25 protein-coding genes and 2 pseudogenes are annotated in these 22994 nt (G+C 47.3%); 5 read left to right on the forward strand and 22 right to left on the reverse strand.

Annotated features, from left to right (window positions below; genetic code table 11):
• Positions 1–161: 161 nt before the first annotated feature.
• From ACM67B_RS06310 to ACM67B_RS06320, 3 genes and pseudogenes are all read left to right on the forward strand, one after another.
• A pseudogene (locus ACM67B_RS06310) lies at positions 162–1388 on the forward strand (D-alanyl-D-alanine carboxypeptidase family protein); the annotation flags it as partial.
• A 331-nt stretch (positions 1389–1719) separates the two neighbouring features.
• Positions 1720–2076, forward strand: coding sequence for a helix-turn-helix domain-containing protein (locus ACM67B_RS06315; protein ID WP_416188879.1), 357 nt, complete (start codon positions 1720–1722; stop codon positions 2074–2076).
• 23 nt (positions 2077–2099) lie between these two features.
• Positions 2100–2873 carry an IS3 family transposase gene (locus ACM67B_RS06320; protein ID WP_416188878.1) on the forward strand — a complete coding sequence of 258 codons (774 nt, stop codon included), beginning with the start codon at positions 2100–2102 and terminating at the stop codon, positions 2871–2873.
• Between the two features lie 108 nt (positions 2874–2981).
• Here ACM67B_RS06320 and ACM67B_RS06325 read toward each other — a convergent pair.
• Together ACM67B_RS06325 and uvrB are read right to left on the reverse strand one after the other, a co-directional pair.
• Positions 2982–3137: pseudogene (locus ACM67B_RS06325) on the reverse strand (transposase); the annotation flags it as partial.
• Positions 3138–3250: 113 nt separating this feature from the next.
• Positions 3251–5284, reverse strand: a complete 2034-nt coding sequence (gene uvrB / locus ACM67B_RS06330) for an excinuclease ABC subunit UvrB (protein WP_416188927.1) — start codon at positions 5282–5284, stop codon at positions 3251–3253.
• 368 nt (positions 5285–5652) lie between these two features.
• On the opposite strand from uvrB, the gene ACM67B_RS06335 reads away from it, so the two are divergent.
• Entirely contained in the window at positions 5653–6012 is a 360-nt protein-coding gene (locus ACM67B_RS06335) for a hypothetical protein (protein ID WP_416188928.1), read from the forward strand.
• Positions 6013–6089: 77 nt separating this feature from the next.
• Here the strand turns inward: ACM67B_RS06335 and ACM67B_RS06340 are convergent, their stop codons facing one another.
• The 3 genes from ACM67B_RS06340 to ACM67B_RS06350 form a co-directional block, all read right to left on the reverse strand.
• Positions 6090–6602, reverse strand: a complete 513-nt coding sequence (locus tag ACM67B_RS06340) for a TPM domain-containing protein (RefSeq protein WP_416188929.1) — start codon at positions 6600–6602, stop codon at positions 6090–6092.
• Positions 6602–7492 carry a TPM domain-containing protein gene (locus ACM67B_RS06345; protein WP_416188930.1) on the reverse strand — a complete coding sequence of 297 codons (891 nt, stop codon included), beginning with the start codon at positions 7490–7492 and terminating at the stop codon, positions 6602–6604. Before ACM67B_RS06345 ends, ACM67B_RS06340 begins: the two co-directional genes overlap by 1 nt.
• 100 nt (positions 7493–7592) lie before the next feature.
• Entirely contained in the window at positions 7593–8183 is a 591-nt protein-coding gene (locus ACM67B_RS06350; RefSeq protein ID WP_095503466.1) for a LemA family protein, read from the reverse strand.
• A gap of 193 nt (positions 8184–8376) precedes the next feature.
• On the opposite strand from ACM67B_RS06350, the gene rfbD reads away from it, so the two are divergent.
• Positions 8377–9267, forward strand: coding sequence for a dTDP-4-dehydrorhamnose reductase (gene rfbD, locus ACM67B_RS06355; protein ID WP_416190530.1), 891 nt, complete (start codon positions 8377–8379; stop codon positions 9265–9267).
• Positions 9268–9709: 442 nt separating this feature from the next.
• On the opposite strand, the gene ACM67B_RS06360 is transcribed toward rfbD, so the two are convergent.
• The 17 genes from ACM67B_RS06360 to hisS all read right to left on the reverse strand — a co-directional run bounded on the left by ACM67B_RS06360 (position 9710) and on the right by hisS (position 22895).
• A complete protein-coding gene (locus ACM67B_RS06360; RefSeq protein ID WP_416188931.1) occupies positions 9710–9949 on the reverse strand; it encodes a glutaredoxin family protein in 240 nt (79 codons plus the stop codon).
• A gap of 27 nt (positions 9950–9976) precedes the next feature.
• The gene (locus tag ACM67B_RS06365) at positions 9977–10900 is read right to left on the reverse strand and encodes an AEC family transporter (protein WP_416188932.1); all 924 of its coding nucleotides are present in this window, start codon (positions 10898–10900) and stop codon (positions 9977–9979) included.
• 142 nt (positions 10901–11042) lie between these two features.
• Positions 11043–12368 (reverse strand): branched-chain amino acid transport system II carrier protein, encoded by a 1326-nt coding sequence (brnQ, locus tag ACM67B_RS06370; protein ID WP_416188933.1) that lies wholly within the window; start codon positions 12366–12368, stop codon positions 11043–11045.
• Between the two features lie 341 nt (positions 12369–12709).
• On the reverse strand, positions 12710–12913 hold the full coding sequence (locus tag ACM67B_RS06375; protein ID WP_416188934.1) for a (2Fe-2S)-binding protein: 204 nt from the start codon (positions 12911–12913) through the stop codon (positions 12710–12712).
• 231 nt (positions 12914–13144) lie between these two features.
• A complete protein-coding gene (locus ACM67B_RS06380) occupies positions 13145–13573 on the reverse strand; it encodes a TOBE domain-containing protein (RefSeq protein ID WP_416188935.1) in 429 nt (142 codons plus the stop codon).
• Positions 13574–13625: 52 nt separating this feature from the next.
• Positions 13626–14498, reverse strand: coding sequence for a site-specific tyrosine recombinase XerD (xerD, locus tag ACM67B_RS06385; RefSeq protein ID WP_416188936.1), 873 nt, complete (start codon positions 14496–14498; stop codon positions 13626–13628).
• 59 nt (positions 14499–14557) lie between these two features.
• Complete coding sequence (locus tag ACM67B_RS06390; protein WP_416188937.1) at positions 14558–14998, reverse strand: peroxiredoxin; 441 nt, start codon at positions 14996–14998, stop codon at positions 14558–14560.
• Positions 14999–15028: 30 nt separating this feature from the next.
• A complete protein-coding gene (locus tag ACM67B_RS06395) occupies positions 15029–15664 on the reverse strand; it encodes a deoxynucleoside kinase (protein ID WP_416188938.1) in 636 nt (211 codons plus the stop codon).
• A gap of 125 nt (positions 15665–15789) precedes the next feature.
• Entirely contained in the window at positions 15790–16563 is a 774-nt protein-coding gene (locus ACM67B_RS06400) for an IS3 family transposase (protein ID WP_416188878.1), read from the reverse strand.
• A 23-nt stretch (positions 16564–16586) separates the two neighbouring features.
• The gene (locus tag ACM67B_RS06405; protein ID WP_416188879.1) at positions 16587–16943 is read right to left on the reverse strand and encodes a helix-turn-helix domain-containing protein; all 357 of its coding nucleotides are present in this window, start codon (positions 16941–16943) and stop codon (positions 16587–16589) included.
• 89 nt (positions 16944–17032) lie between these two features.
• Entirely contained in the window at positions 17033–17533 is a 501-nt protein-coding gene (gene folK, locus ACM67B_RS06410; RefSeq protein WP_416188939.1) for a 2-amino-4-hydroxy-6-hydroxymethyldihydropteridine diphosphokinase, read from the reverse strand.
• Positions 17534–17546: 13 nt separating this feature from the next.
• Positions 17547–17918, reverse strand: coding sequence for a SirB2 family protein (locus ACM67B_RS06415; RefSeq protein ID WP_416188940.1), 372 nt, complete (start codon positions 17916–17918; stop codon positions 17547–17549).
• Positions 17919–17967: 49 nt separating this feature from the next.
• Positions 17968–18537 (reverse strand): class I SAM-dependent methyltransferase, encoded by a 570-nt coding sequence (locus tag ACM67B_RS06420; protein ID WP_416188941.1) that lies wholly within the window; start codon positions 18535–18537, stop codon positions 17968–17970.
• Positions 18538–18625: 88 nt separating this feature from the next.
• Positions 18626–18916, reverse strand: a complete 291-nt coding sequence (hfq, locus tag ACM67B_RS06425; protein ID WP_095503451.1) for an RNA chaperone Hfq — start codon at positions 18914–18916, stop codon at positions 18626–18628.
• A gap of 407 nt (positions 18917–19323) precedes the next feature.
• On the reverse strand, positions 19324–20793 hold the full coding sequence (gene der, locus ACM67B_RS06430; protein ID WP_416188942.1) for a ribosome biogenesis GTPase Der: 1470 nt from the start codon (positions 20791–20793) through the stop codon (positions 19324–19326).
• Positions 20794–20969: 176 nt separating this feature from the next.
• The gene (locus tag ACM67B_RS06435; RefSeq protein WP_416188943.1) at positions 20970–21599 is read right to left on the reverse strand and encodes a YfgM family protein; all 630 of its coding nucleotides are present in this window, start codon (positions 21597–21599) and stop codon (positions 20970–20972) included.
• A complete protein-coding gene (gene hisS / locus ACM67B_RS06440) occupies positions 21600–22895 on the reverse strand; it encodes a histidine--tRNA ligase (RefSeq protein ID WP_416188944.1) in 1296 nt (431 codons plus the stop codon).
• Positions 22896–22994 lie beyond the last annotated feature (99 nt).

Genomic DNA, 22994 nt, shown 5'->3' on the forward strand with positions numbered 1-22994 from the left:
TGTGCGGCTGCGTTTGGATTACCTCCCAGAGAAAATCATATCCCTAATATACTTAATATACTGATTTTTAAATTTTTAACCCACAAAACTGAACAATTCAGCTTTTCAGTCGACCTTTTTATACATTACGCCGACAAATAAAATACTGTTATCACCAAGTTATGAAAAAAACGCTATTCAGCCTGACCTTAGCCGCCTTATTAAGCAGCCACGCCTTGGCGGCGCCGCAACCTGCCGCCAATGCTGCATCCTCACCGGCCGACCAAGCCGCTTCTGCCGCGCAACCGGAAATCTTGATGCCGAGCATCAACAGCCCTGATACACCACCGGAAATTATGGCCACCGCCTTTATTGTGAAAGACTTATACAGCAACCAAATTTTGGCTTCCAGCAATCTTGATACCCAAATCGAACCGGCCTCATTAACCAAAATGATGATCGCCTACCTGACCTTCAAAGCCTTGGAAAACGGCACTTTAAAAGCCGACCAAATGCTGACCGTGTCCGATCAAGGCTGGAAAGTCGAAGGCTCGCGCATGTTCCTCAATCCGAATGTACCAGCCAGCGTCAGTGATTTGATTAAAGGCATGGTGATTCAATCTGGTAACGATGCCGCCATCACCTTGGCCGAAGCCATGGGTAACGGCTCGGTGGAAGAATTCGTCAAACAAATGAACGACGAAGCCAAACTCTTGGGCATGAACAACACCCATTTCAACAACCCGACTGGCCTGCCTTCAGACGGCCACGTTTCCACCGTCAACGATTTAGCTTTGTTGTCGGCTGCATTGATTAAAGACTTCCCAAAATACTATCCCGTATTCTCGATTAAATCTTTTGAATACAACAATATCGAACAACCGAACCGCAACCTGTTGCTCTACCGTGACCCAAATGTTGATGGCTTGAAAACCGGCCATACCGAAAGCGCCGGCTACAATTTGGCCGCGTCCAGCAAACGCAACGGCCGCCGTATTGTATCCGTTGTAGTTGGTACCGAATCCATCGAAGCGCGCGCAGCCGAGAGTAGCAAATTATTAAACTGGGCATTGCAAGCCTTTGATACGCCGAAACTTTACAATGCCAACGAAGCTATTTCGCAAGTCAAAGTGTATAAAGGCGCAGTCGACGCCGTGAACATCGGTTTTGTCGATGAAACCTACATCACCATTCCGCACGACACCGGCAGAAGCCTGAAGCCGATTTTAGAAACTGTTCAGCCCGTATTGGCGCCGATTGAAAAAGGCCAAATCTTGGGTAAACTCAAACTGATGAAAGGCAACGAAGTCGTGGCGGAAAAAGACGTGGTCGCACTCAGCAATGTTGCCGAAGGCAGCTGGTTCAACCGCATATGGGACAGCATTGTTTTGTGGTTTAAAACCACATTCGGCGGCAGCATAGCCGACAAGCCTACTACTGTATCAGCCAAGCCCAAAGCTGCATCGGCTCCGACCAACCAATCTGCAGCAGAACCTGTCCCACAAGCCGCATCAGCCTCAGAACCTGTTGTCGCTTCCGCAGCCAGCGCTGCAATGCCTCAAGCCGCTTCTGCTGCTTCCGTGCCAAGCAATAAACAGGTCAGCACACCGGCTCCTGCCGCCGCATCGTCCGCGAAATAAGTTTTCGATTTCGCTATAAAACAAGGCCGTCCAAACAGATATGAACTGCACCCCAAAAGTTGGACACTTTCCCCCCAACTTAAAAAGGTGCAGTTTTCTTATGTCCAAATATACACTAGACTTCAAATACCGAGCCGTACTCCATTACCATCAAGTGCACAGCCAACAGCGTACCGCAGACCATTTCAACGTCTCACGCACCCACCTGCGCCGTTGGATTGCCGCCTACCGTCAAGGCGGTATAGCCGCACTTCAGCACCCACAGGCTACGCTTATGAAGACTACGCAGACCAAACGCAACAATCCCTTTATCGTCGACAAACCCGACCATGAAAAAACTCAGGCAGAGCTGATTGAAGAGTTACGCTACATGAGGGCGGAGATCGACTACCTAAAGCACATGAAAGCCCTCAACGAAAAGAACGCCACCAAAGTTGCGAAACCGTTCAAACGCTGAGGGCGAAGCACCTGCTGAAATACTTGTTGCACAGTGCCGGCATACCCAAAAGCAGTTTCTACTACCACATCGGTAAATCCGATCCCGATATGGAAGCCAAAGCGGCGGTGAGTGAAGTTTATCACCAACACAAAGGTCGCTACGGCCAACGGCGGATTGGAGCTGTATTATCGTGGAATAAAAAGAAAGTGCAGCGTATTATGGGATTATTGGGTTTGAAAGCCAAAGTGCGCAACAAAAAATCCTATCGTCCGCAAGTTATAGGAGAGACGTCGAAAAACATCCTTAAGCGTGCATTCACTGCTGATAAAGCGGGAGATAAATGGTTGACCGATGTGACCGAGTTTAAATGCACCGACGGCAAACTGTACTTATCGCCGATATTGGATGTATTCAATCGTGAGATTGTGGCTTATGAGCTCAGTAGAAAGCCGGACAGCAAGATGGTCATGCAGATGCTGGATAAGGCATTCGGCCGTCTGAAAGGGCAGACCCCGCTGCTGCATTCTGACCAAGGTGTGCTTTACCGAACTCAGGCTTATCGGGAAAAGCTGGCGGAGAAAGGCATTGTGCAGAGCATGTCGCGCAAAGGGAATTGCTGGGACAATGCACCGATGGAGAGTTTCTTCGGGACATTAAAAGTGGAAAGCTTCTATCAGGAAGGTGTGTTATCGGTGGCAGAGTTGACCAAAGTGATAGATGATTACATACGTTACTACAATTATGAACGTATTAGTTTGAATTTAAAAAAGCTGAGTCCTGTGGCTTACAGGACCCAGCTTGAACAGGCTGTTTGAGAAAGATTTTTAATTTGTCCAAGAATTGGGGGACAGTTCAATATGTTTCAGACGGCCTTTTGTCGTAGATTGAGAAGTAATGTCGGATTCTCGAATCCGACACTTTTGTGCAGAAATTTCAAAAGGATATTTTTCGCGTACCGTTAAGATGGATTGGCGTAATGCAGCGCGTACCGTTTCATCGGTTAAAATAGGTTTGTGTTGATGCGTGACCACCGTGAAAAAATATGTACCACCAGCATGATAAACACGACGGTATTGCATGATGATTCCCCCTTTTATCGTAGGTCGGATTCTCGAATCCAACAATTTTGTGTCTTGAGCAAATATTTCCGCACCTCAAGCAAATGTTGGATACAAGTATCCGACCTACTAGATTATTCCGCTCCAAACAGCAAGCCTTCCTTAATCCCCCGAATCCTATCCCGCAAAACCGCCGCCTCTTCAAACTGCAAATCCCTGGCCGCTTGCTGCATCTGTTTCTCCAGCTTGGCAATTTCTTTAATTGCATCTTCTTCGGTGTGAATCTCGCTGATTTTCACCTTACCTTTATTTTTCAGACGGCCTTTGGCTTTGCTGTCATTTTCGTCACTATACACACCATCGATAATGTCTTTAACTTTTTTATTGATCTGCGTCGGCACGATGCCGTGTTCTTCGTTGAATTTAATCTGTTTTTCACGGCGGCGTTCAGTTTCGTCGATGGCGGCACGCATGGAATCGGTGATTTTGTCAGCATACAGAATCGCCAAGCCGTTAACGTTGCGCGCGGCACGGCCGATGGTTTGAATCAGGCTGCGATGCGAGCGTAGGAAGCCTTCTTTATCGGCATCGAGAATGGCGACCAGCGACACTTCGGGAATATCCAAACCTTCGCGCAGCAGGTTGATGCCGACCAGCACATCAAACAAACCCAAGCGCAAGTCGCGGATGATTTCCACGCGCTCGACGGTGTCGATATCGCTATGCAGGTAGCGCACTTTGATGCCCAGCTCGCTGTAATAATCAGTGAGCTGCTCGGCCATGCGTTTGGTGAGTGTGGTGACTAAGGTGCGCTCGCCTTTTTTGATGCGTTCGTTGATTTCGGATAACAAATCATCGACTTGCGTGCCGACCGGACGGATTTCGATAATCGGATCCACCAAGCCGGTCGGGCGCACCACTTGCTCGACCACTTGCCCTGCGTGTTCTTCTTCGTATTTGGCCGGCGTGGCGGAAACGAAGATGGTTTGTGGCATGATTTTTTCAAACTCGTGGAATTTAAGCGGGCGGTTGTCGCGGGCGGAAGGCAGGCGGAAGCCGTAATCGACCAGATTTTGTTTGCGCGAGGCATCGCCTTTGTACATGCCGCCGATTTGGGTCACGGTCACGTGGCTTTCGTCGATGAACATAATGGCGTTGTCGGGCAAGTAATCCATCAATGTTGGCGGCGGTTCACCTTCTTTTTTGCCGGAAAAGTGACGGCTGTAGTTTTCAATGCCTTTGCAAAAGCCCATTTCATAGAGCATTTCCAAATCGAAACGGGTGCGCTGTTCGATGCGCTGCTGTTCGACGGGGCGTTGTTCATTGGCAAAAAATTCTATGCGGTCGCGCAATTCTTCTTTGATGCCTTCGCAAGCTCGCAACACGGTGTCACGCGGGGTGACGTAATGGCTGCTCGGGAACACGGTGTAGCGCCCCACCCGTTGCAGATTGCCGCCGGTGAGTGGATCGAACAAATCCAGGCGGTCGATTTCATCGTCAAACAAGCTGATGCGCAATGCGCTTTCCGAGCTTTCCGCCGGATATACGTCAATCACATCGCCGCGTACACGGAATGAGCCGCGTTTGAAATCCATTTCGCCGCGCTCATACTGCATTGACACCAGCGTGGAAATGATGTCGCGCTGCTCGAGCGTGTCGCCTTCTTTCACTGATAACACCATTTGTTTATATTCGGTCGGATCACCGATACCGTAAATCGCGGATACGGTGGCAACGATAATCACATCATTGCGTGTCATCAGGTTTTTGGTGGCGCTCAAGCGCATTTGCTCGATGTGTTCGTTAATCGCCGAATCTTTTTCAATAAATAAATCGCGGCTCGGCACATAAGCTTCAGGCTGATAGTAATCATAGTAAGACACGAAATATTCCACTGCATTTTCAGGGAAAAATTCGCGCATTTCGGCATAAAGCTGGGCGGCCAGCGTTTTGTTGTGCGCCATGATGATGGCCGGTCGGCCGCTTTGGGCTATCACGTTGGCCATGGTGTAGGTTTTGCCCGAACCGGTCACACCGAGCAGGGTTTGATAAGCAAGGCCGTCTGAAAGCCCTTCCAGTAAGCCGGCAATTGCTGTCGGCTGGTCGCCTGCGGGCGGAAACGGCTGATGAAGTTTGAAAGGTGAATTGTCGTATTGGATAACTTGCATTTCAGACGGCCTTGGCATAATTTTGAGAACGCATCATTATAGCAAAAAGGCCGTCTGAAGAATGTCATAGCGTACCACCGCGTCACTATGCAAAAGATAAGATTGCCTATTTTTCTGGTACGGAATATTCCATAACCATTCAGCAACGTATTTTTACTAATATTTGGTTGTGTAATTTTCAGGATGAAGAAAATCATAAAATTATATTCGAACAAAATCAAATAGTTGAGTTACAGAAATTTTTATAACCTTAATGTCATAATATATGTACAAAAGACTGAACAAGATAAAATAATTCGATATAATTATATTTTTCAGACGGCCTATTACAATAGCGACTGATACTCCCTGACAGACAGAAAGCAGATATGCAAACTTTACCTTTCCAAGTAGAAATCGCCGAACGCATGCTCGTCGGCACTGAAAACGAAACCATCCCCCCAGAAGCACAATTTATCGAGACGGCCAACGGCTATTGGATTGCATGGCATGAAGGCATCGCTGCCCTCTTGGCACCCGATACACCGCCTGATATTCCGTGCTTCTGGGTAGAAGGCGCCGACAGCTTGGGCGAGCTGGTGGATTTGGTTGAAAACGGCGAATTTGACGAAGTGGAAGAATTTGATGGTGATGATGAGGCCTGGCATGAAGCGGTTGCCGGTTGCGTCGATCATGATCATAACCACGATGCTTGCCAATGTAATTCATCTGACAACCCCAACTCTTGATTCTATCCTTATAAAAAACCACGGCACTTATGATCATAAGCACCGTGGTTTTTTCTTATCCGTTTTTTAATCATTCATTACACCATCATGACATCATTATCCAAGTCATCACGATAAATCGTATTGAGTTCGCGCGGATAAAATTCGGTCAATACATGGCTGACGGCCTGTAAACCGTTTTCCAAACCTTGAATATATTCCTCTTTGCGGAAAGATTCCCGAATCAAATCGCAAATTTCCTGCCATTTTTCTTGCGGCACTTTGCGGCTGACACCACGGTCGGCCACAATTTCCACCACATGATCGGCAAAGGAAACATACACCAGCACACCGCTGTTGTGTTCGGTATCCCATACACCCAACTGGCCGAACCATTGCAGCGCACGGGTATGCGGATCAACATTTGCCAATATTTCACTATTGGCATAACGCGATTCGACCACAAAGCGGATTTGGCCGGCATGTTTTTGCTCTGAAAAACCGATTTCGCGGCTGATGCGTTCTAAATCCGCAGTCGGAAAAAATTTCTCGACACGCCAGCGTGGGTATTTCCAGTGTTGCCATAAACGTTTAAATCTATTTTGTTCCATTACCAGCTCCCTGAAGCGCCACCGCCCCCAAAACCACCGCCTCCGCCGCCGAAGCCGCCTCCTCCGAAGCCTCCGCCGCCGTTTCGCCAGCCTCCGCGTGGGCTACTGCCGCCAAAGCCGCCACCCAGACCACCTCCGCCGCCGGAAATAAAGGCGCTCGAACCCAATAAGAACGTAAACAAGGTTCCGCCGATGGCCGCAATGATGCCTATCCACAATGGCCAGCCGAACATGGCTGTTAAGCCAAACATCACACCGCCAGTAATCAGACTGCCTAAAATACGGCCGAAAATGGATTTCAAGAAACTGCCGGCCACCAACGGCACAAACAGCAACATCATCCATGCATCTTCACCTGCCGGCTCGGCATATTCACTGGTCGCCGCTTCCGGCAAACCTTCTCCGGCAATCAGCCGTTCGATTTGACCGACTGCTTGATAAATCGCAGCATCAGTTTGGCCTTGCTGCAAATACGGTCGCATCACATCATCCAAAATGCGCTTGGCGTACACATCAGGAATCGCACCTTCCAAGCCGCGGCCGACAGCCAAATGCGTTTTGCGTTCATCACGCACCAGCAGCAGCAAGACACCATCGTTGATGTCTTTGCGACCCGGTTGCCATGTTTCCATCACGCGCAAAGCATAATCAAACGGGCTTTCCGGTGAAATCGCCGGCACGGTCAACACCACAATCTGGCTGCCTTTTTCTTTGCTGTATTGCGTCAAATGCGTATTCAGCTCGACACGCGCTTCGGCGCTCATCATCTGCGCACTGTCCATCACCGGTGCCGTGAGCGGCGGAATGGCGGTTAATTCGGCAGCAAACAGCAAAAAACTGCTCAGCAGCATGGCCAGCGCAAGACCTGTTTTATGAATCACAGATTGCATAGCTTTGCCTTTCCGGATTTTAATGGTCATAAACCATTTCATCCATGACTTCAGACAGCCTATTCACCATAAATGAACAGGCCGTCTGAAAAGTTAATGCTTAAAACTGCACGGCAGGCGCATTCGAAATCGCACCTTCATTCTCTACGCTAAAGTTCGCACGCGGCTGCATACCGAAAATTTTTGCGGTAATGTTTTGCGGGAACTGACGCAAAGTGGTGTTATAAGTTTGCACCGCTTTGATGTAGCTGTTGCGCGCGATGGAAATACGGTTTTCCGTGCCTTCCAATTGCGCCTGCAAATCGCGGAAATTTTGGTCGGCTTTCAATTGCGGATAGTTTTCCGACACCACCAATAAGCGCGACAACGCACCACTCAATTCACCCTGCGCTTGTTGGAATTGCTTCAATTTTTCAGGATTGCTGGCATCTTCAGCGCTCAACTGCATGCTGCCCACTTTGCTGCGCGCTTCGGTGACTTTGGTAAACACTTCTTCTTCATGAGTCGCATAACCTTTTACCGTATTCACCAGATTCGGAATCAAATCCGCGCGGCGTTGATATTGGTTCAACACTTCCGACCAAGCCGCATTGGCTGCTTCGTCTTGCGTTTGCATGGTATTGTAACCGCAACCGCTCAAGCTGAACATCGATGTCATCACGGCCAAAACGGCCAACCATTTTTTAAACATTGCTCTCTCCATCACATAATGTGTCAAAAAATTTTCCATCACGCCATCATTTTTGAGGCCGTCTGAAAACTTGTTTTGAGTATAACCTAAAAAATATTTTTTGATTAAAAAAATAAATAAGAAAATAAATTTCCGGATAATCGGTCAGGCAAATTTGCTCTATAATACGACTGATTACAGCCTACTACTTTATTTGTTCCGACAGCGAGGAGAAGCCCATATGCGAATTTTACTGACCGGCTCGAAAGGCCAATTAGCCCATTGTCTGCGCGACCGCCTGCCTGAAAGCTGGGAATTGATTGCCACGGATTCAAGTTCTTTAAACATCACCGATGCCGAAGCTGTGAACAACATGGTGCAAAATTTCCAACCCGATGTCGTGGTCAATGCCGCTGCTTATACTGCTGTCGATAAAGCCGAAACCGATGTCAGCAATGCCTTTGCGGTAAACGCCCAAGCCGTGCATCATTTGGCCGCTGCCGCACAAAAAATCCACGCGCGCTTTATTCATGTTTCCACCGATTACGTATTTGACGGCAATGCCAAAAGCCCGTATCGCACAACCGACTCAACCAACCCGCAAAGCGTTTACGGCAAAAGCAAACTGGCGGGTGAATTGTTGGCTTTAGCCGCACACCCTGAAGCCGTGATTATCCGCACGTCTTGGTTATTCAGCGAATACGGCAACAACTTTGTCAAAACCATGCTACGCTTGGCCGATGAGCGCGACAGTTTGTCTGTCGTCAATGACCAAACCGGCAACCCTACTTATGCCGGTGATTTGGCCGCTGCCATTGTCAGCATCATTGGCGAACCGGAAATGCATCGCGGAATTTATCACTATTGCGGCAACAAATCAGTGAGCTGGTGCGAATTTGCTGATGCCGTATTCCAAGCCGCAGCCAAACATATTGATGGCTTCAAAATGCCTGAGCTTAAAGGCATTCCAAGCAGTGAATACCCTGTTCCCGCGCCGCGCCCAACCTACAGCGTAATGGACAATCATAAAATCGAACGTGATTTCAAAGTAAAAGCCTCCGACTGGCAAAAAGCCTTGAACGACATCATTAGCAAATTAAGCTAAGTAAAATCCATCAACAATCAAGTAAGGCCGTCTGAAACTGATTTAATCGTTTCAGACGGCCTTTTTATTTCACGTCAAAATTTTGTCATCATTGTACGCTATGATACGCACTAACAGAAAAACACAGCAACTTTACATAACTGCTGTATTCAATTCTGTGAAAAGCGCCTATTATGCCAACATAACATCTCACAATAAATATTGCAGGTTTGATAAAAAAACATAATCTGCACAAAGCAACAAAGTGAAAGGAAGTATCTTTATGCAACATCGTCGACGTCAGTCAATTTTCCAGGCCGCCAAACGCGCCTCTTTTAGCAACAAACCGACGACTCCTGCACAAGTGCAAAGTCGTTAATCAAAATCAAGGTGCACCATCATGCTGGGTTGCACCTTTACCATTTCTACCATGCCGTCTGAAATTTCGGACGGCATGGTTATATCAAGATTGCGCTTGAAGATAGGCTTTTAATTTGTCTTCTTCTAAAAACCAATGGCAGATTTCATGCTCCCCATGCAGCAACACTGGCACCAATTCATTGTATTTTTCTTCTAAAATCGGATCTTCATCCACATCAACCACATCCAATTCAAAACCAAATTCCTGCTGGAACGGCTGCAATTGCTCGCGCATTTTGTGGCACAAGCTGCAATACTCGCGGAACATCAACGTTAATTTCATTTATCGTTTCCTTTGTTTTATCATTATTTAATGATGCCACATCAACACCAGTGAAATCGGGATAATCGACAGCAAAGTCGCCATCAGCATCGCGCCCGATGTTTCCTTGGCAAAGCCGTGAATGCCGCCAAAAAGCGCATACAGGCTGGCCATCGGTGTAGTCGCGAACAACACGCCCGCAAACAACATATCCTGATCCGCACCCATCAACCACAAGCAGGCAAACACCACCAGCGGACACAAAGCCAATTTACCGAAAGTCACCCAAGCCATGTCTTTCACATTACCGCGAATGCTCATGCCGTAAAGATTGCCGCCAATCATAAACAAAGCCAGCGGTGATGTAGCCGTGGCCAGCATAGCGGAAAGTTTGTCCATAAAGGCTGGCAATGGCAGCCAACCAAAAGCAAAAATCAAGCCGATGGGCATGGCAATGATAATTGGATTGGTCAGCAAGCCCTTACCAATTCTGGTAAACAATGCCCAATAATTGGTTTGCCCGCCCTTGGCCAAATCCAAAAAAATAAACATCAGCGGCAAAATCAGCAGATTTTCCGTCAGCACGTTCATGGCAAAATACACACCGGCCGCCGGGCCAATCGCCATCAAAAGTAAAGGATAGCCAACAAAACCGGAATTCGACATCCCCACCGCCAAGCCGTTTAACGCAGCCAATTTCGGATCCAAGCCGCGTTTTTTCGTGGCGTACCAGCTGATAAAAAACAGCAAACCCGAAGCCAACGTATAGCCGTAAAAATATTCCGGCTTAAACACATCGGCAATCGGCCGCGTGGCAATGGCGTTAAACACCATCATCGGCATGCCGATTTTAATGACAAACTTGCCCAAGCCGTCGAGCTGTTCACGGCTGAACATCTTTTGCTGCATCGCGCCGTAGCCGATGGCAATCATCAAAAAAACCGGAGCGATAATGGTAAAAATGGCGGACATAATTAATCCAAGTATGCTGAATCAAATGCTTTTAAATAAGCGAATCGCTATTGTAAAACAGAATGCCGATAAAAAGGCCGTCTGAAAAAGATTTCGTGTATCTTTTTTCAGACGGCCTTTTTTTATTTATCCGGCAAGCAGATTAAGCTTTCTTTTTAAACACCGCATTCAAAATGCAACCCAAAATAAAGCCGACTACTGCAGGCACTACCCAGCCCAAACCGATGTCGTACAGCGGCAAAGCGTTGTTAATCGCAGCAGCTGTTTCATCGCTAAAGCCGAATGCGGCTTTATATGCATCCAATACACCCACAATCAAGGTGAAGAAGATGGTACAGATATACACAATACGGCCACCGCCAAACAAGTTATGCAAGAACGCCAGCAAAATAATCACCACGGTCAGCGGGTAAAGCAGCATCAACACCGGAATCGAGAAGCTGATGATACCGGCCAAACCTTTGTTGGCAAAACCCATCGACACCAAAGTGAAAATGGTCACAAATGTTTTGTAAGAAATGCCCGGACACAAGCGGTTGAAGAATTCCGCATTGGCCACAATCAAGCCGATCGCCGTACTCAAACACGCCAAGAATACAATCACGCTCAGCAGAATATTACCACCGTTGCCAAAATAGTATTGCGCGGTTTTCGATAATACTGCCGCACCATTTTCCTGCATGCCCAAACCGGCTACGCTGGTAGCACCCATATAGCCAATCATCAGGTAAACCACTGCCAAACAAGTCGCAGCAACGACACCAGCGATGGTGGTGGTGCGCAACAATTCCGCGCGGTTGTCCACGCCCATGGCGCGTACAGCATCAATCACGATAATGGCGAACACCAATGATGCCAGCGCATCCATGGTACCATAACCTTCCAAGATACCTTTAGCAAACGGACTAATGGCAAAATCACCTTGTGGTGCAGTCAACGCACCCATTGGATTCATTGCAGCATAGCCCATCAAAATGGCAATTGTCACCAACAACACAGGTGTTAAAATTTTACCGATACGGCTCACCAGTTTACCCGGCGAAAGCGACAACCAATAAGCAAGGCCAAAAAAGAACAAACTAAATAATGCCAAGGCCAGCGTTTTGTTTTCTTCGCTGATATAAGGCACCACACCGATTTCAAACGATACAGTTGCCGTACGCGGTGTGGCAAACAAAGGGCCAATCGCCAAATACAGCGCTGAAGCAAACAAAATACCGTATAAAGGGGTCACACGTGAGGCCAATACCTGCACGTCGCGCGAGTTGGAATAACCAATCGCAATCACACCCAATAATGGCAAACCGGCACCGGTCAGCAAAAAGCCGAGCATGGCCGAAAACCAATTTTCACCGGCCTGTTGTCCCAAAAATGCAGGGAAAATCAAATTACCGGCACCAAAAAACAAAGCAAACAGCATCAGGCCAACAGCCCAGAGCGATGCCTTTTGATTTCCTGAAGAATTCATGTGTACCACCTGTTTTTCTTATCTGTACAATCAAATATCATGCGCTATTTTGGTTTGAAACCGCCACAGACATGACCAATTCAAGCTTTACTTTTATTAAGCAAAAACCAACATCAGCCGCTTGAAAACGCCGATGGGTGCGCTATAAAATGTAAAGTAGGTGTCAAGAATAGTCAAATTTTCCAAAATCAGCAACTTATTTTTAATGATTTTCAAATATTTCTCGATTAGTGGTAAACTGAAACTACACCACTTTATGTGGTTTGGATGAATCATTTTCTCTTCTATACAACGAAAAGGCCGTCTGAAAAATTCAGACGGCCTTGATGTATTCTATAAAATTAGGCTTGAATGTTGATACCTGCAGTCACCGTAGTTTGGGCAGATGTACCGGTATTCAGGAATGAAGCAGCCAAATCGCTGCAACACCCACAGCAAGTGGCTACGCCCAATTGGTCTTGCAAATCGCTCATGGTCGCGGCACCTGCGGCAACAGATTCTTTGATGTCGCGGTCAGTAATGGCGTTACAAATGCATACAAACATGTGAGTGCTCCTGATTCCATCTCATAATGAGATTTAGTTTTATTCTTAAACGTAAATATAAATAAAAACTGTTCCTATTGCAATCGGTTGTTTGCACAAAATCGTTGGAATTTTTTTATTAAACTTCCAATCTTGATAAAATTAGTCAAATATTAAATAACCATCTGTTTTCAATACAAAAAGGCCGTCTGAAAACATCGATTGCTTTCAGACGGCCTTCTTTAAATATGATTACGCCAATACACCCAAAATTACGCTACCTGCTTTAAACACCGCTGTGGCGTATTGCCCCGGGTGCAAATCAAGCTGTTCGGTGCTTTGCACGGTAACACCCGCATGAATATGGATATTGCTGCCCAAATCCAAGGTCACAATCGAATTGACCGCACCACGTTCGACATGTGCAATCACACCCTTCAACTGGTTGCGGGCGGAAAGTTTGATGTGGTCTAAATCGGTGGCGATGATGATGTTGGTGGATTTAATCAAGGCAATCACCGTATCTCCCTCTTTCAAACCCAATTCAGCGCAGCTTTCGCTGGTGATGGTGGCGACCACTTCATGATTGCTCGGCAAAGTCAGCACCACTTGGCTGTGAATGCCGCCGGTTTGAATGCTTTTGACAATGCCGGAAAATTGGTTGCGTGCGCTGGTTTTCATGATGTTCTCTTTAGGTTCAGACGGCCTATCCTGATAAAAGGCCGTCTGAAAATTAATTTCTCGGATGATGTTGCTCGACCACGCTTTTTAAACGCTGGTTGGCAACATGGGTGTAAATCTGTGTGGTGCTGATGTCGGCATGCCCCAATAAGGTTTGCACTACACGCAAATCGGCGCCGTGATTGACCAAATGTGTGGCAAAAGCATGGCGTAAACTGTGCGGGCTTAAGGCGGTAATGCCTGCCATCTCGGCATATTCTTTCACAATCATCCACGCCAGTTGGCGCGAAATGCCGACCCGCTTCTGGCTGACAAATAATTCATCGCACATTTTGTCTTTCAGTAACAACGGGCGTGCTTCCTGCAAATAGCGTTCAATCCAATATACGGCCTCACCGCCCAAAGGCACAATGCGCTGCTTGTCGCCCTTACCGATGGTGCGAATCCAGCCTTTATTCAAATCGATGTCGCCCAGTTGCAATTTCACGGCTTCAGTGACACGCAAACCAGTGGCGTACATCACTTCCAGCAAGGCTTTATCACGCAAACCGTGTGGCTTATCGGTATCGGGCGCGTTCAAGAGTCGGTCGATTTGGCTTTCGGTAATCAGCTTCGGCAATTTTTGTGCCTGCTTTGGTGCTTTTAAAAAAGTGGTGGGATTGTCATGGCGCTGCTCGGTTTCTTCTAACCACGCATACAACCTTTTACACGCCGATAATGAACGCGCTTGAGAACTTGGCTTTTCTGCGGCATCGTACACCGCATCCGCCAAATCTTCGTGCGCCGCATTCAGCCAGTCGAGATTTTTATGGCTTAAACGTGCCGCCACTTTTTCTAAATCCCGACGATAGCTTTGCAGGGTATTTTGGCTTAAGCGGTGATTGAGCCAGAGATGCTCTAAAAGATTGTCGATTAAGGTATTCATAAGAATTTAATATTAAGGCCGTCTGAACGTGGTTTTCAGACGGCCTGATATTTTTAAAGCTATTTCTCGCTCACCGTTTCCAACACTTCTTGCGCATGTCCAGCCACTTTGACCTTGCGCCATTCGTGTTCGATTTCGCCAGACTTGTTTAACACAAAGGTGCTGCGCTCGATGCCCAACGATTCTTTGCCGTAAAGCTTTTTCAGCTTGATGACGTCAAACATTTTGCACACGGTTTCGTCTTTGTCGCTCAAAAGCTCAAATTGAAAGCCTTGTTTGGCGCAGAAATTTTGGTGTGCTTTCACACCATCGCGCGAAATGCCGACCACGGTATATCCCAATGCTTTGAATTGATCCAAGCGGGCATTGAAATCCAAGCCTTCGGTGGTACAACCTGGGGTGCTGTCTTTCGGGTAGAAATAGACAATCAAAGGCAAGTGTTCGGCAGAGTGGAAATCTTCACCGCTGCTGGATGGAAGGGTAAATTCGTATGTTGACATAATCAATTCCGTTTCAGACGGCCTATCAGGCTATTTTTCACTTAAATTCAAATAATTGCGACTGCCCTGCAAATCGCTCATCGCACGCAGCAGCAAATCAAAATGCTCGTCGTTGCCGTTAACATCCAACTCATCGGCATTCACAATCAGCAAAGGCGCGTTTTGATAAAGGTGGAAAAAGCGGCTGTATTCTTCGTGAATACGGTTGAGATAGCCGGCCGGAAACAGGTTGACCACACCATCGCCGCGTTTTTGCAGACGTTTGCGGTTGGTATCGGCGGCAGTTTGCAGATAAATCACCAAATCCGGCACAGGATATTGCGGCATGGCGCGGCGTTTTAATTCCCAAAACAGGGTTTGTTCTTTATCGTTCAGCACCACAGGCACGAAAATTTGGTCTTTTTCCAACAAGAAATCGGCCACAATCACGCTGCCTTTTTCTTCTTCGGCGTTAATTACGTCCACACTGTCAGCGCGACGCATCAAGAAAAACAGTTCGGTCGCCAAACCGTGATTATTGGCATTGGCATAAAATTGCGCCAAAAAAGGATTTTGGTCGGCATTTTCGGTCAAATGCAGCGCATTAAAATGGGCAGCCAGGCGGCGACTTAACTCTGATTTGCCGCTACCAATCGCACCCTCAACCGCAATATAACGATAGTTCATGTTGATTCCCTACTCTGTCTTTTTATTGTCAGGCCGTATTTTATCAGACCCTGCACTGCTGAACAGTATCAAAATGCCGTCTGAATGAACTGTCCCCCAATTCTTGGACAAATTAAAAATCTTTCTCAAACAGCCTGTTCAAGCTGGGTCCTGTAAGCCACAGGACTCAGCTTTTTTAAATTCAAACTAATACGTTCATAATTGTAGTAACGTATGTAATCATCTATCACTTTGGTCAACTCTGCCACCGATAACACACCTTCCTGATAGAAGCTTTCCACTTTTAATGTCCCGAAGAAACTCTCCATCGGTGCATTGTCCCAGCAATTCCCTTTGCGCGACATGCTCTGCACAATGCCTTTCTCCGCCAGCTTTTCCCGATAAGCCTGAGTTCGGTAAAGCACACCTTGGTCAGAATGCAGCAGCGGGGTCTGCCCTTTCAGACGGCCGAATGCCTTATCCAGCATCTGCATGACCATCTTGCTGTCCGGCTTTCTACTGAGCTCATAAGCCACAATCTCACGATTGAATACATCCAATATCGGCGATAAGTACAGTTTGCCGTCGGTGCATTTAAACTCGGTCACATCGGTCAACCATTTATCTCCCGCTTTATCAGCAGTGAATGCACGCTTAAGGATGTTTTTCGACGTCTCTCCTATAACTTGCGGACGATAGGATTTTTTGTTGCGCACTTTGGCTTTCAAACCCAATAATCCCATAATACGCTGCACTTTCTTTTTATTCCACGATAATACAGCTCCAATCCGCCGTTGGCCGTAGCGACCTTTGTGTTGGTGATAAACTTCACTCACCGCCGCTTTGGCTTCCATATCGGGATCGGATTTACCGATGTGGTAGTAGAAACTGCTTTTGGGTATGCCGGCACTGTGCAACAAGTATTTCAGCGGGTGCTTCGCCCTCAGCGTTTGAACGGTTTCGCAACTTTGGTGGCGTTCTTTTCGTTGAGGGCTTTCATGTGCTTTAGGTAGTCGATCTCCGCCCTCATGTAGCGTAACTCTTCAATCAGCTCTGCCTGAGTTTTTTCATGGTCGGGTTTGTCGACGATAAAGGGATTGTTGCGTTTGGTCTGCGTAGTCTTCATAAGCGTAGCCTGTGGGTGCTGAAGTGCGGCTATACCGCCTTGACGGTAGGCGGCAATCCAACGGCGCAGGTGGGTGCGTGAGACGTTGAAATGGTCTGCGGTACGCTGTTGGCTGTGCACTTGATGGTAATGGAGTACGGCTCGGTATTTGAAGTCTAGTGTATATTTGGACATAAGAAAACTGCACCTTTTTAAGTTGGGGGGAAGTGTCCAACTTTTGGGGTGCAGTTCAGAAGCTTTTTGAATCTTTCAGACGGCCTATTTTATTCATCCGCTTCACTGAGTAAGCGAATGCCATCATCGCCTAATCGCGCGGCAATATCGGCAGCTTTACCGTGTTGACCCAATTCAAAATCCGGCAGAATTTCGGCCAATGGCTTCATCACAAAACTGCGCTCATTCGCACGCGGATGCGGTAAGCTTAAATGCGGATCATCACTGCTTTGATGATCATAATCGATAATGTCTAAATCCAAGGTGCGCGGTGCATTGCGGAATGTGCGTTCGCGGCCGAAATCGGCTTCGATTTGATTCAACACCGCCAACAAATCCACACCGCTCAAATCAGTCGATACCGCACACACGGCATTCACAAAATCCGGCTGGTCATCATAACCAACGGGCGCGGTGATGTAGAGTGACGACGTGTGTTCAAGCTTAATTTGTGGATGGGCGGCAACCGCTGCCAATGCCGCACGGATTTGCTGGGCAGGATTTTGCAGATTGCTGCCCAGCGCAATAATGGCAGATTTTCGGTTTGACATGGTTCAGACGGCCTTAGAAATAAGGTTTGAATAAAGCCATGTACACAATCGTCGCCACACACGCCATGGCGCACAAATAAGTCACATAGAATTTGCTTGAACGCGGTGCAGAACGCATCATCGCCACGCCAAAACCGATATACACCAACAATAAAACGATTTTTACTGCCAACCAAGGCGCGTTAAACGGGGTGAAATGGGTAAGCTTCATCAGCCACAAGCCGGTAAACAACAACATGGTGTCGTTTAAGTGTGGCAAGGCTTTCAGCATACCGCCCAAAGGTTTTTGCGGATTTTTCCACAATAAGAAAAAACGCAGGTTAAACAATAAAATCGTAATCGCCACAAAAAGCATGTGGCTGTGTTTGACAATTAAATATTGCATGGTAGTGATAGTAGTTGGTTTAAGAATGCCGCTATTTTACCCTAAACATTCATTTCTGACGTAACTTTTGTATCGCCAACACATAAGGCGGATGGTTTTGACGGTTGATAAAATGGTATTTCAACACGGCAAATTCCTGCTGCGGCAAGGATTGTGCCCATGCTTCAATGGCTGCTGCTTCCACACGCCCCGAATCATGGCCGGGGTATAACACTGTCACCACAATGCCGTTGGGATTTAACAGTGATAACGTGCTGTTGAGTGCCGCAAGGCTGCTGTCGGCTGATGTGGTGATATTTTTATCGCCGCCCGGAAGCCAGCCAAAGTTGAACACCGCTGCATCCAAGCCTTGTCGGATATGGCGTTCGATATATTGATGGCTGTCGTGAACCAAATTCACGCGGCTCAGCAGATTTTCCGCCATCAGTCTGGCTTTGGTCTGCTCAATGGCTTGCTGCTGCACGTCAAACGCCCAGACTTTGCCGCGATGGCCTACGGCTTCGGCCAAAAAAACCGTATCGTGACCATTACCGGCCGTGCCGTCTAAGGCCGTGTCGCCATTGCTTAAATGCTGGGTTAATAATTGATGGGTAAAAGGAAGAATATTCTGAATCGACATCACATTCTCTTGGTATGACTTAAAAGGCCGTCTGAAAACAAAAAATACCTTACCGTCACCGGTAAGGTATTAAAAATAATGACCTGCATTATTCTGCTGACTGGGTTTCCACTTGCACCGGCGCAGCTGCTTGTGCTTGAGCAGCCGGTTTGTTTTCGTGCTGCAAACTTACTGCACGAGCCGGAACGATGGTTGAAATAGCATGTTTGTAAACCATCTGGGTCACTGAAGTATTACGCAGCAGAACAACGTATTGGTCGAATGATTCGACTTGGCCTTGCAGCTTAATGCCGTTCACCAAGTAAATCGAAACCGGTACGTGCTCTTTACGCAACGCATTCAAAAAAGGATCTTGTAACATTTGTCCTTTAGCTGTCATATTCTTTACTCCGTTATTATGATTTTAAGGAAAGCCGTGAATAGCTTTATGGGTGATTGTAGCCTTGAATGTCGATTTTTACCAACAATTTTGGGTAAGAATATGCAAACTTTTTAACATGGTTTAGTTATCTATCTTGCTTGATTTACCTGATATTTAGCCCACAATTCATTTAAATAATTACTCTATTTTTGTAACTCTTAACTGATTCTTGTTTAAAAATAGAAATAAGGCACTGCGGCGGCAATCACTGTGTACATTCAGTACATAAGAAATTTGACACACTATATTATTTTAATTTTAAAAGACTATTTTTCTATTTATAGGCGATTCTGTATACTTAACATCGCTCATACATATCAAAACAAACCGGAAAACGCCCTTACTTGTCGTTTTCCGGTTTGGCTTTATTTGCTGTGTTGTTTTTTCACGCTGACTTGGCGTTTCTTTGCTTTACCACCGCTGTTGCGTACTTTTTCATCTTTGCGCTCTTCACGCTTGGCAATACGGTTACTGTAAGCCGCACGGCGCAACGGTTTTTTCTTCGGCTTGTCTTCTTTTTCTTCGTAAGGATTTTCCGAAACATTATATTGAATGCGCAACGGTGTACCCTGAAGATTGAAGGCTTTTCGGAAAGTTTGCGTCAAATAGCGCGTGTAGCTGTCGGAAATCGCGTGTAGCGAATTGCCATGCACCACAATTACCGGCGGATTCATGCCGCCTTGGTGGGCATAACGCATTTTCGGACGGGTCAAGCCTGAACGCGGTGGTTGCTGGCGCTCAATGGCCGTCTGAAGTACACGGGTGATTTTCGGCGTCGGCATTTTAATCATGGCCGCATCATAGGCCGCCTGAATGCTGTCGAACAAACCGTCAATACCGCGTTCTTTCAAAGCGGAAATAAAATGGAATTTGGCAAAATCCAAGAAATACAATTTGCGGTTGATGTCGCGCTTCACTTGTTCGCGGCGCTCGTCGCTGATACCGTCCCATTTATTAACTGCCACGACTAAGGCACGCCCTGCTTCTAAAGCAAAACCGGCAATTGTGGCATCTTGATCGGCGATATCTTGCTGCGCGTCCAACACCAATACCGCCACATTGGCCGCTTCGATCGCCTGCATGGCTTTGATTACTGAGAATTTTTCCACCGCTTCATCTACTTTGCCACGACGGCGCACACCGGCAGTATCGATGATGGTAAATGGTTGGCCTTCACGCTCAAAATCGATGTGGATACTGTCGCGTGTAGTGCCGGCCATATCAAATGCAATCACGCGCTCTTCGCCCAAAATAGCATTCACCAAAGTTGACTTGCCGACATTCGGGCGACCAATCACAGCAAAAACGGGATGCTTGGCGGTTTCTTCCTCTTCTTCCGGCTCTGGGAACTCGGCCAGAATATCTTCCATCAGGTAATACACACCATCGCCATGCGCGCCAGAAATCACATACGGTTCACCCAAGGCCAGCTCGAAGAATTCGGCAGACAATGCTGCCTGATTGCCGCCCTCACCTTTGTTCACGGCCAAATACACCGGACGCGGGCTTTGGCGTAAGCGATCGGCAATGATTTTGTCTTGCGGGGTTAAACCGGTGCGGGCATCGACCAGAAATACCACTGCATCGGCTTCATCCACCGCTTGCAGGGTTTGGCGTGCCATTTCATGCAGGATGCCGCTATCGACCACCGGCTCGAAACCGCCGGTATCAATCACCAAATAAGGCTTGCTGCCGACTTTGCCGTGACCGTAATGGCGGTCGCGCGTTAAGCCGGGCAAGTCGTGTACCAACGCATCTTTAGTGCGCGTTAGTCGGTTGAATAAGGTGGATTTGCCGACATTCGGCCGTCCCACCAATGCAATTGTTGGTTTCATTTTTTCACTTTCCTTTTTCAGACGGCCTATATTTACAGGCCGTCTGAAAACACATAACGGCTTGCCGGACACAACACCCGACAAGCCTGCTGTTTGCTCTTAAATCTGCATAACCGTATTTAATCACTCGGCACCATTATGCAAGATTGGTAAAACCATCTACCTTTCAGACGGCCTTATTTTTGCGAATCCAATTTCATTTGAACCAATTCGCGACCCACCGAATCTTTCGGCAATTTGGCCAATGCCTGCTCATAGCTGGCAGCTGCTTCTTTGGCTTTGTTTTGCGCCACGAAAACATCGCCTTTGGTTTCCAGCAGCAAGGCTTCGTAATCGGCCTCTACTTTGGTATCCAACGCCGCTAAAGCTTCATCGTATTTTTTTTGCTGCAATTTCACCACGGCCAAACGTTGCGCCGCCAAGGCTTGAACCAAAGGCTCTTTTTGGTTTTTCAACACCCAATTCAGATGGCCTGAAGCCACATCGTAACGACCGGCATCAAACTCAGTCGCCGCCACCATCAAGGTTGCTTGTGCCGCCGGAATGGTTTCGGCAAAGTTTTGCTGCAGATTTTGTAAATCGGCATTAATGGCTTTTGAATCACCTTGGTTTTGCGCCTTTTCAACCAATTGTGCCAACACTTCAGCCGCTTCTTGACTTTTTTTCACCAAATGGCTTTGGTACATGGTATAACCCAAGTACCCCAATGCAATCAACATCAGTAAGGCAAACAGCCAGCGTCCGGTGCTTTTCCAAAAGTATTTGAAATTATCTAACTCTTGTTGTTCTTCCAAATGAGCTGCCATTTATGCGTTCTTCCATTGTTGTAAAGTGTTGATTAAATCAGCGGCGGCCACGGTAATTTGGCCTTTTTCGCCCTGCATGTCTTTTAGCGTCACTTTGCCTTCGGCCAATTCGTCTTGCGCCACAATCAGGGCAAAAGGTGCACCACTGCCGTCGGCTTTTTTCATTTGCGCTTTCAGGCTTTGATAACCGGAATGCTGCAACACATTAAACCCTTCGGCACGCAAGGCTTGGGCATATTGCATCACCTGCAAAGCGGCACCTTCGCCTTGATGCATGGCATACACATCAGGCGCGGCATTGGCTTGCAAGGTACCGTATTCGTGCACCAGCAACAACAAGCGCTCAATGCCCATGGCAAAACCAATCGAAGCAGCAGGCTTGCCACCCAATTCTTCAATCAACCCATCATAACGGCCACCACCACACACAGTGGCTTGCGCGCCCAGTTTGTCGGTCGTCCATTCAAACACGGTTTGGTTGTAATAATCCAAGCCGCGCACCAAACGTGGATTCTCGGTGTATTGAATATTCAAACCATCCAGCATGGCTTTGAAGCAGCTGTAATGCGTGCGTGATTCTTCGCCCAGATAGTCCACCAAACGCGGCGCAGCATTACAAATTTCCTGTAATTCCGGATTTTTGGTATCCAATACACGCAGCGGGTTGGTTTTCAGACGGCGTTTGCTGTCTTCATCCAATTGCGCTTCATATTCGGTAAGATACGCCACCAATGCGGCACGATGGGCGGCGCGTTCTTCGCGATTACCCAAGCTGTTAATTTCCAGCGTCAAATAATCACTAATGCCCAATTTTTTCCATAAATCGGCCGACATGGCAATGATTTCGGCATCAATGTCAGGACCTTCAAAACCCAAAGCCTCAATACCCACTTGGTGAAACTGGCGGTAACGGCCTTTTTGCGGGCGTTCGCGGCGGAACATCGGCCCCATATACCATAATTTCTGCGGGCTGTTGTACAAAAGATTATGCTCAACCACCGCGCGCAAGCATGAAGCCGTGCCTTCAGGGCGCAGACTCAGGCTCAATGAATCGTTGGAGTCGGAAAAGGTGTACATTTCCTTGCCGACCACATCAGTTTCTTCACCGATAGAGCGCACAAACAAACCGGTTTGCTCCACAATCGGTGTGCGAATTTGCTGATAGCCGTAAGTGCGCGCCCACTGGCTGACCATGTCTTCAAAAGCCTGCCAAAAAGCAGCGGTGAGTTTGAAATCTTTTTGTTCGACAGGTAAAAGGTCATTCATACCTTTTACGGATTGGATTTTTTGTGCCATTTCAAATCAGGATGCTTAAATCAAATAGTCGGTAATTATAGCTTATTTTTAGCGGATTGTGTTTTCAGACGGCATCTTCCTTACGGTAAGGCCGTCTGA

Source organism: Neisseria sp. CCUG17229 (assembly GCF_047839235.1).
In the GTDB taxonomy this organism is placed as follows: domain Bacteria; phylum Pseudomonadota; class Gammaproteobacteria; order Burkholderiales; family Neisseriaceae; genus Neisseria; species Neisseria brasiliensis.

Bases quoted from the DNA above. Each gene is read 5' to 3' on its own strand.
- ACM67B_RS06315 (WP_416188879.1), top strand. From the start codon at position 1,720: ATGTCCAAATATACACTAGACTTCAAATACCGAGCCGTACTCCATTAC.
- uvrB (WP_416188927.1), bottom strand. From the start codon at position 5,284: ATGCAAGTTATCCAATACGACAATTCACCTTTCAAACTTCATCAGCCG.
- ACM67B_RS06335 (WP_416188928.1), top strand. From the start codon at position 5,653: ATGCAAACTTTACCTTTCCAAGTAGAAATCGCCGAACGCATGCTCGTC.
- ACM67B_RS06340 (WP_416188929.1), bottom strand. From the start codon at position 6,602: ATGGAACAAAATAGATTTAAACGTTTATGGCAACACTGGAAATACCCA.
- ACM67B_RS06345 (WP_416188930.1), bottom strand. From the start codon at position 7,492: ATGCAATCTGTGATTCATAAAACAGGTCTTGCGCTGGCCATGCTGCTG.
- ACM67B_RS06350 (WP_095503466.1), bottom strand. From the start codon at position 8,183: ATGTTTAAAAAATGGTTGGCCGTTTTGGCCGTGATGACATCGATGTTC.
- ACM67B_RS06360 (WP_416188931.1), bottom strand. From the start codon at position 9,949: ATGAAATTAACGTTGATGTTCCGCGAGTATTGCAGCTTGTGCCACAAA.
- ACM67B_RS06365 (WP_416188932.1), bottom strand. From the start codon at position 10,900: ATGTCCGCCATTTTTACCATTATCGCTCCGGTTTTTTTGATGATTGCC.
- brnQ (WP_416188933.1), bottom strand. From the start codon at position 12,368: ATGAATTCTTCAGGAAATCAAAAGGCATCGCTCTGGGCTGTTGGCCTG.
- ACM67B_RS06375 (WP_416188934.1), bottom strand. From the start codon at position 12,913: ATGTTTGTATGCATTTGTAACGCCATTACTGACCGCGACATCAAAGAA.
- ACM67B_RS06380 (WP_416188935.1), bottom strand. From the start codon at position 13,573: ATGAAAACCAGCGCACGCAACCAATTTTCCGGCATTGTCAAAAGCATT.
- xerD (WP_416188936.1), bottom strand. From the start codon at position 14,498: ATGAATACCTTAATCGACAATCTTTTAGAGCATCTCTGGCTCAATCAC.
- ACM67B_RS06390 (WP_416188937.1), bottom strand. From the start codon at position 14,998: ATGTCAACATACGAATTTACCCTTCCATCCAGCAGCGGTGAAGATTTC.
- ACM67B_RS06395 (WP_416188938.1), bottom strand. From the start codon at position 15,664: ATGAACTATCGTTATATTGCGGTTGAGGGTGCGATTGGTAGCGGCAAA.
- ACM67B_RS06405 (WP_416188879.1), bottom strand. From the start codon at position 16,943: ATGTCCAAATATACACTAGACTTCAAATACCGAGCCGTACTCCATTAC.
- folK (WP_416188939.1), bottom strand. From the start codon at position 17,533: ATGTCAAACCGAAAATCTGCCATTATTGCGCTGGGCAGCAATCTGCAA.
- ACM67B_RS06415 (WP_416188940.1), bottom strand. From the start codon at position 17,918: ATGCAATATTTAATTGTCAAACACAGCCACATGCTTTTTGTGGCGATT.
- ACM67B_RS06420 (WP_416188941.1), bottom strand. From the start codon at position 18,537: ATGTCGATTCAGAATATTCTTCCTTTTACCCATCAATTATTAACCCAG.
- hfq (WP_095503451.1), bottom strand. From the start codon at position 18,916: ATGACAGCTAAAGGACAAATGTTACAAGATCCTTTTTTGAATGCGTTG.
- der (WP_416188942.1), bottom strand. From the start codon at position 20,793: ATGAAACCAACAATTGCATTGGTGGGACGGCCGAATGTCGGCAAATCC.
- ACM67B_RS06435 (WP_416188943.1), bottom strand. From the start codon at position 21,599: ATGGCAGCTCATTTGGAAGAACAACAAGAGTTAGATAATTTCAAATAC.
- hisS (WP_416188944.1), bottom strand. From the start codon at position 22,895: ATGGCACAAAAAATCCAATCCGTAAAAGGTATGAATGACCTTTTACCT.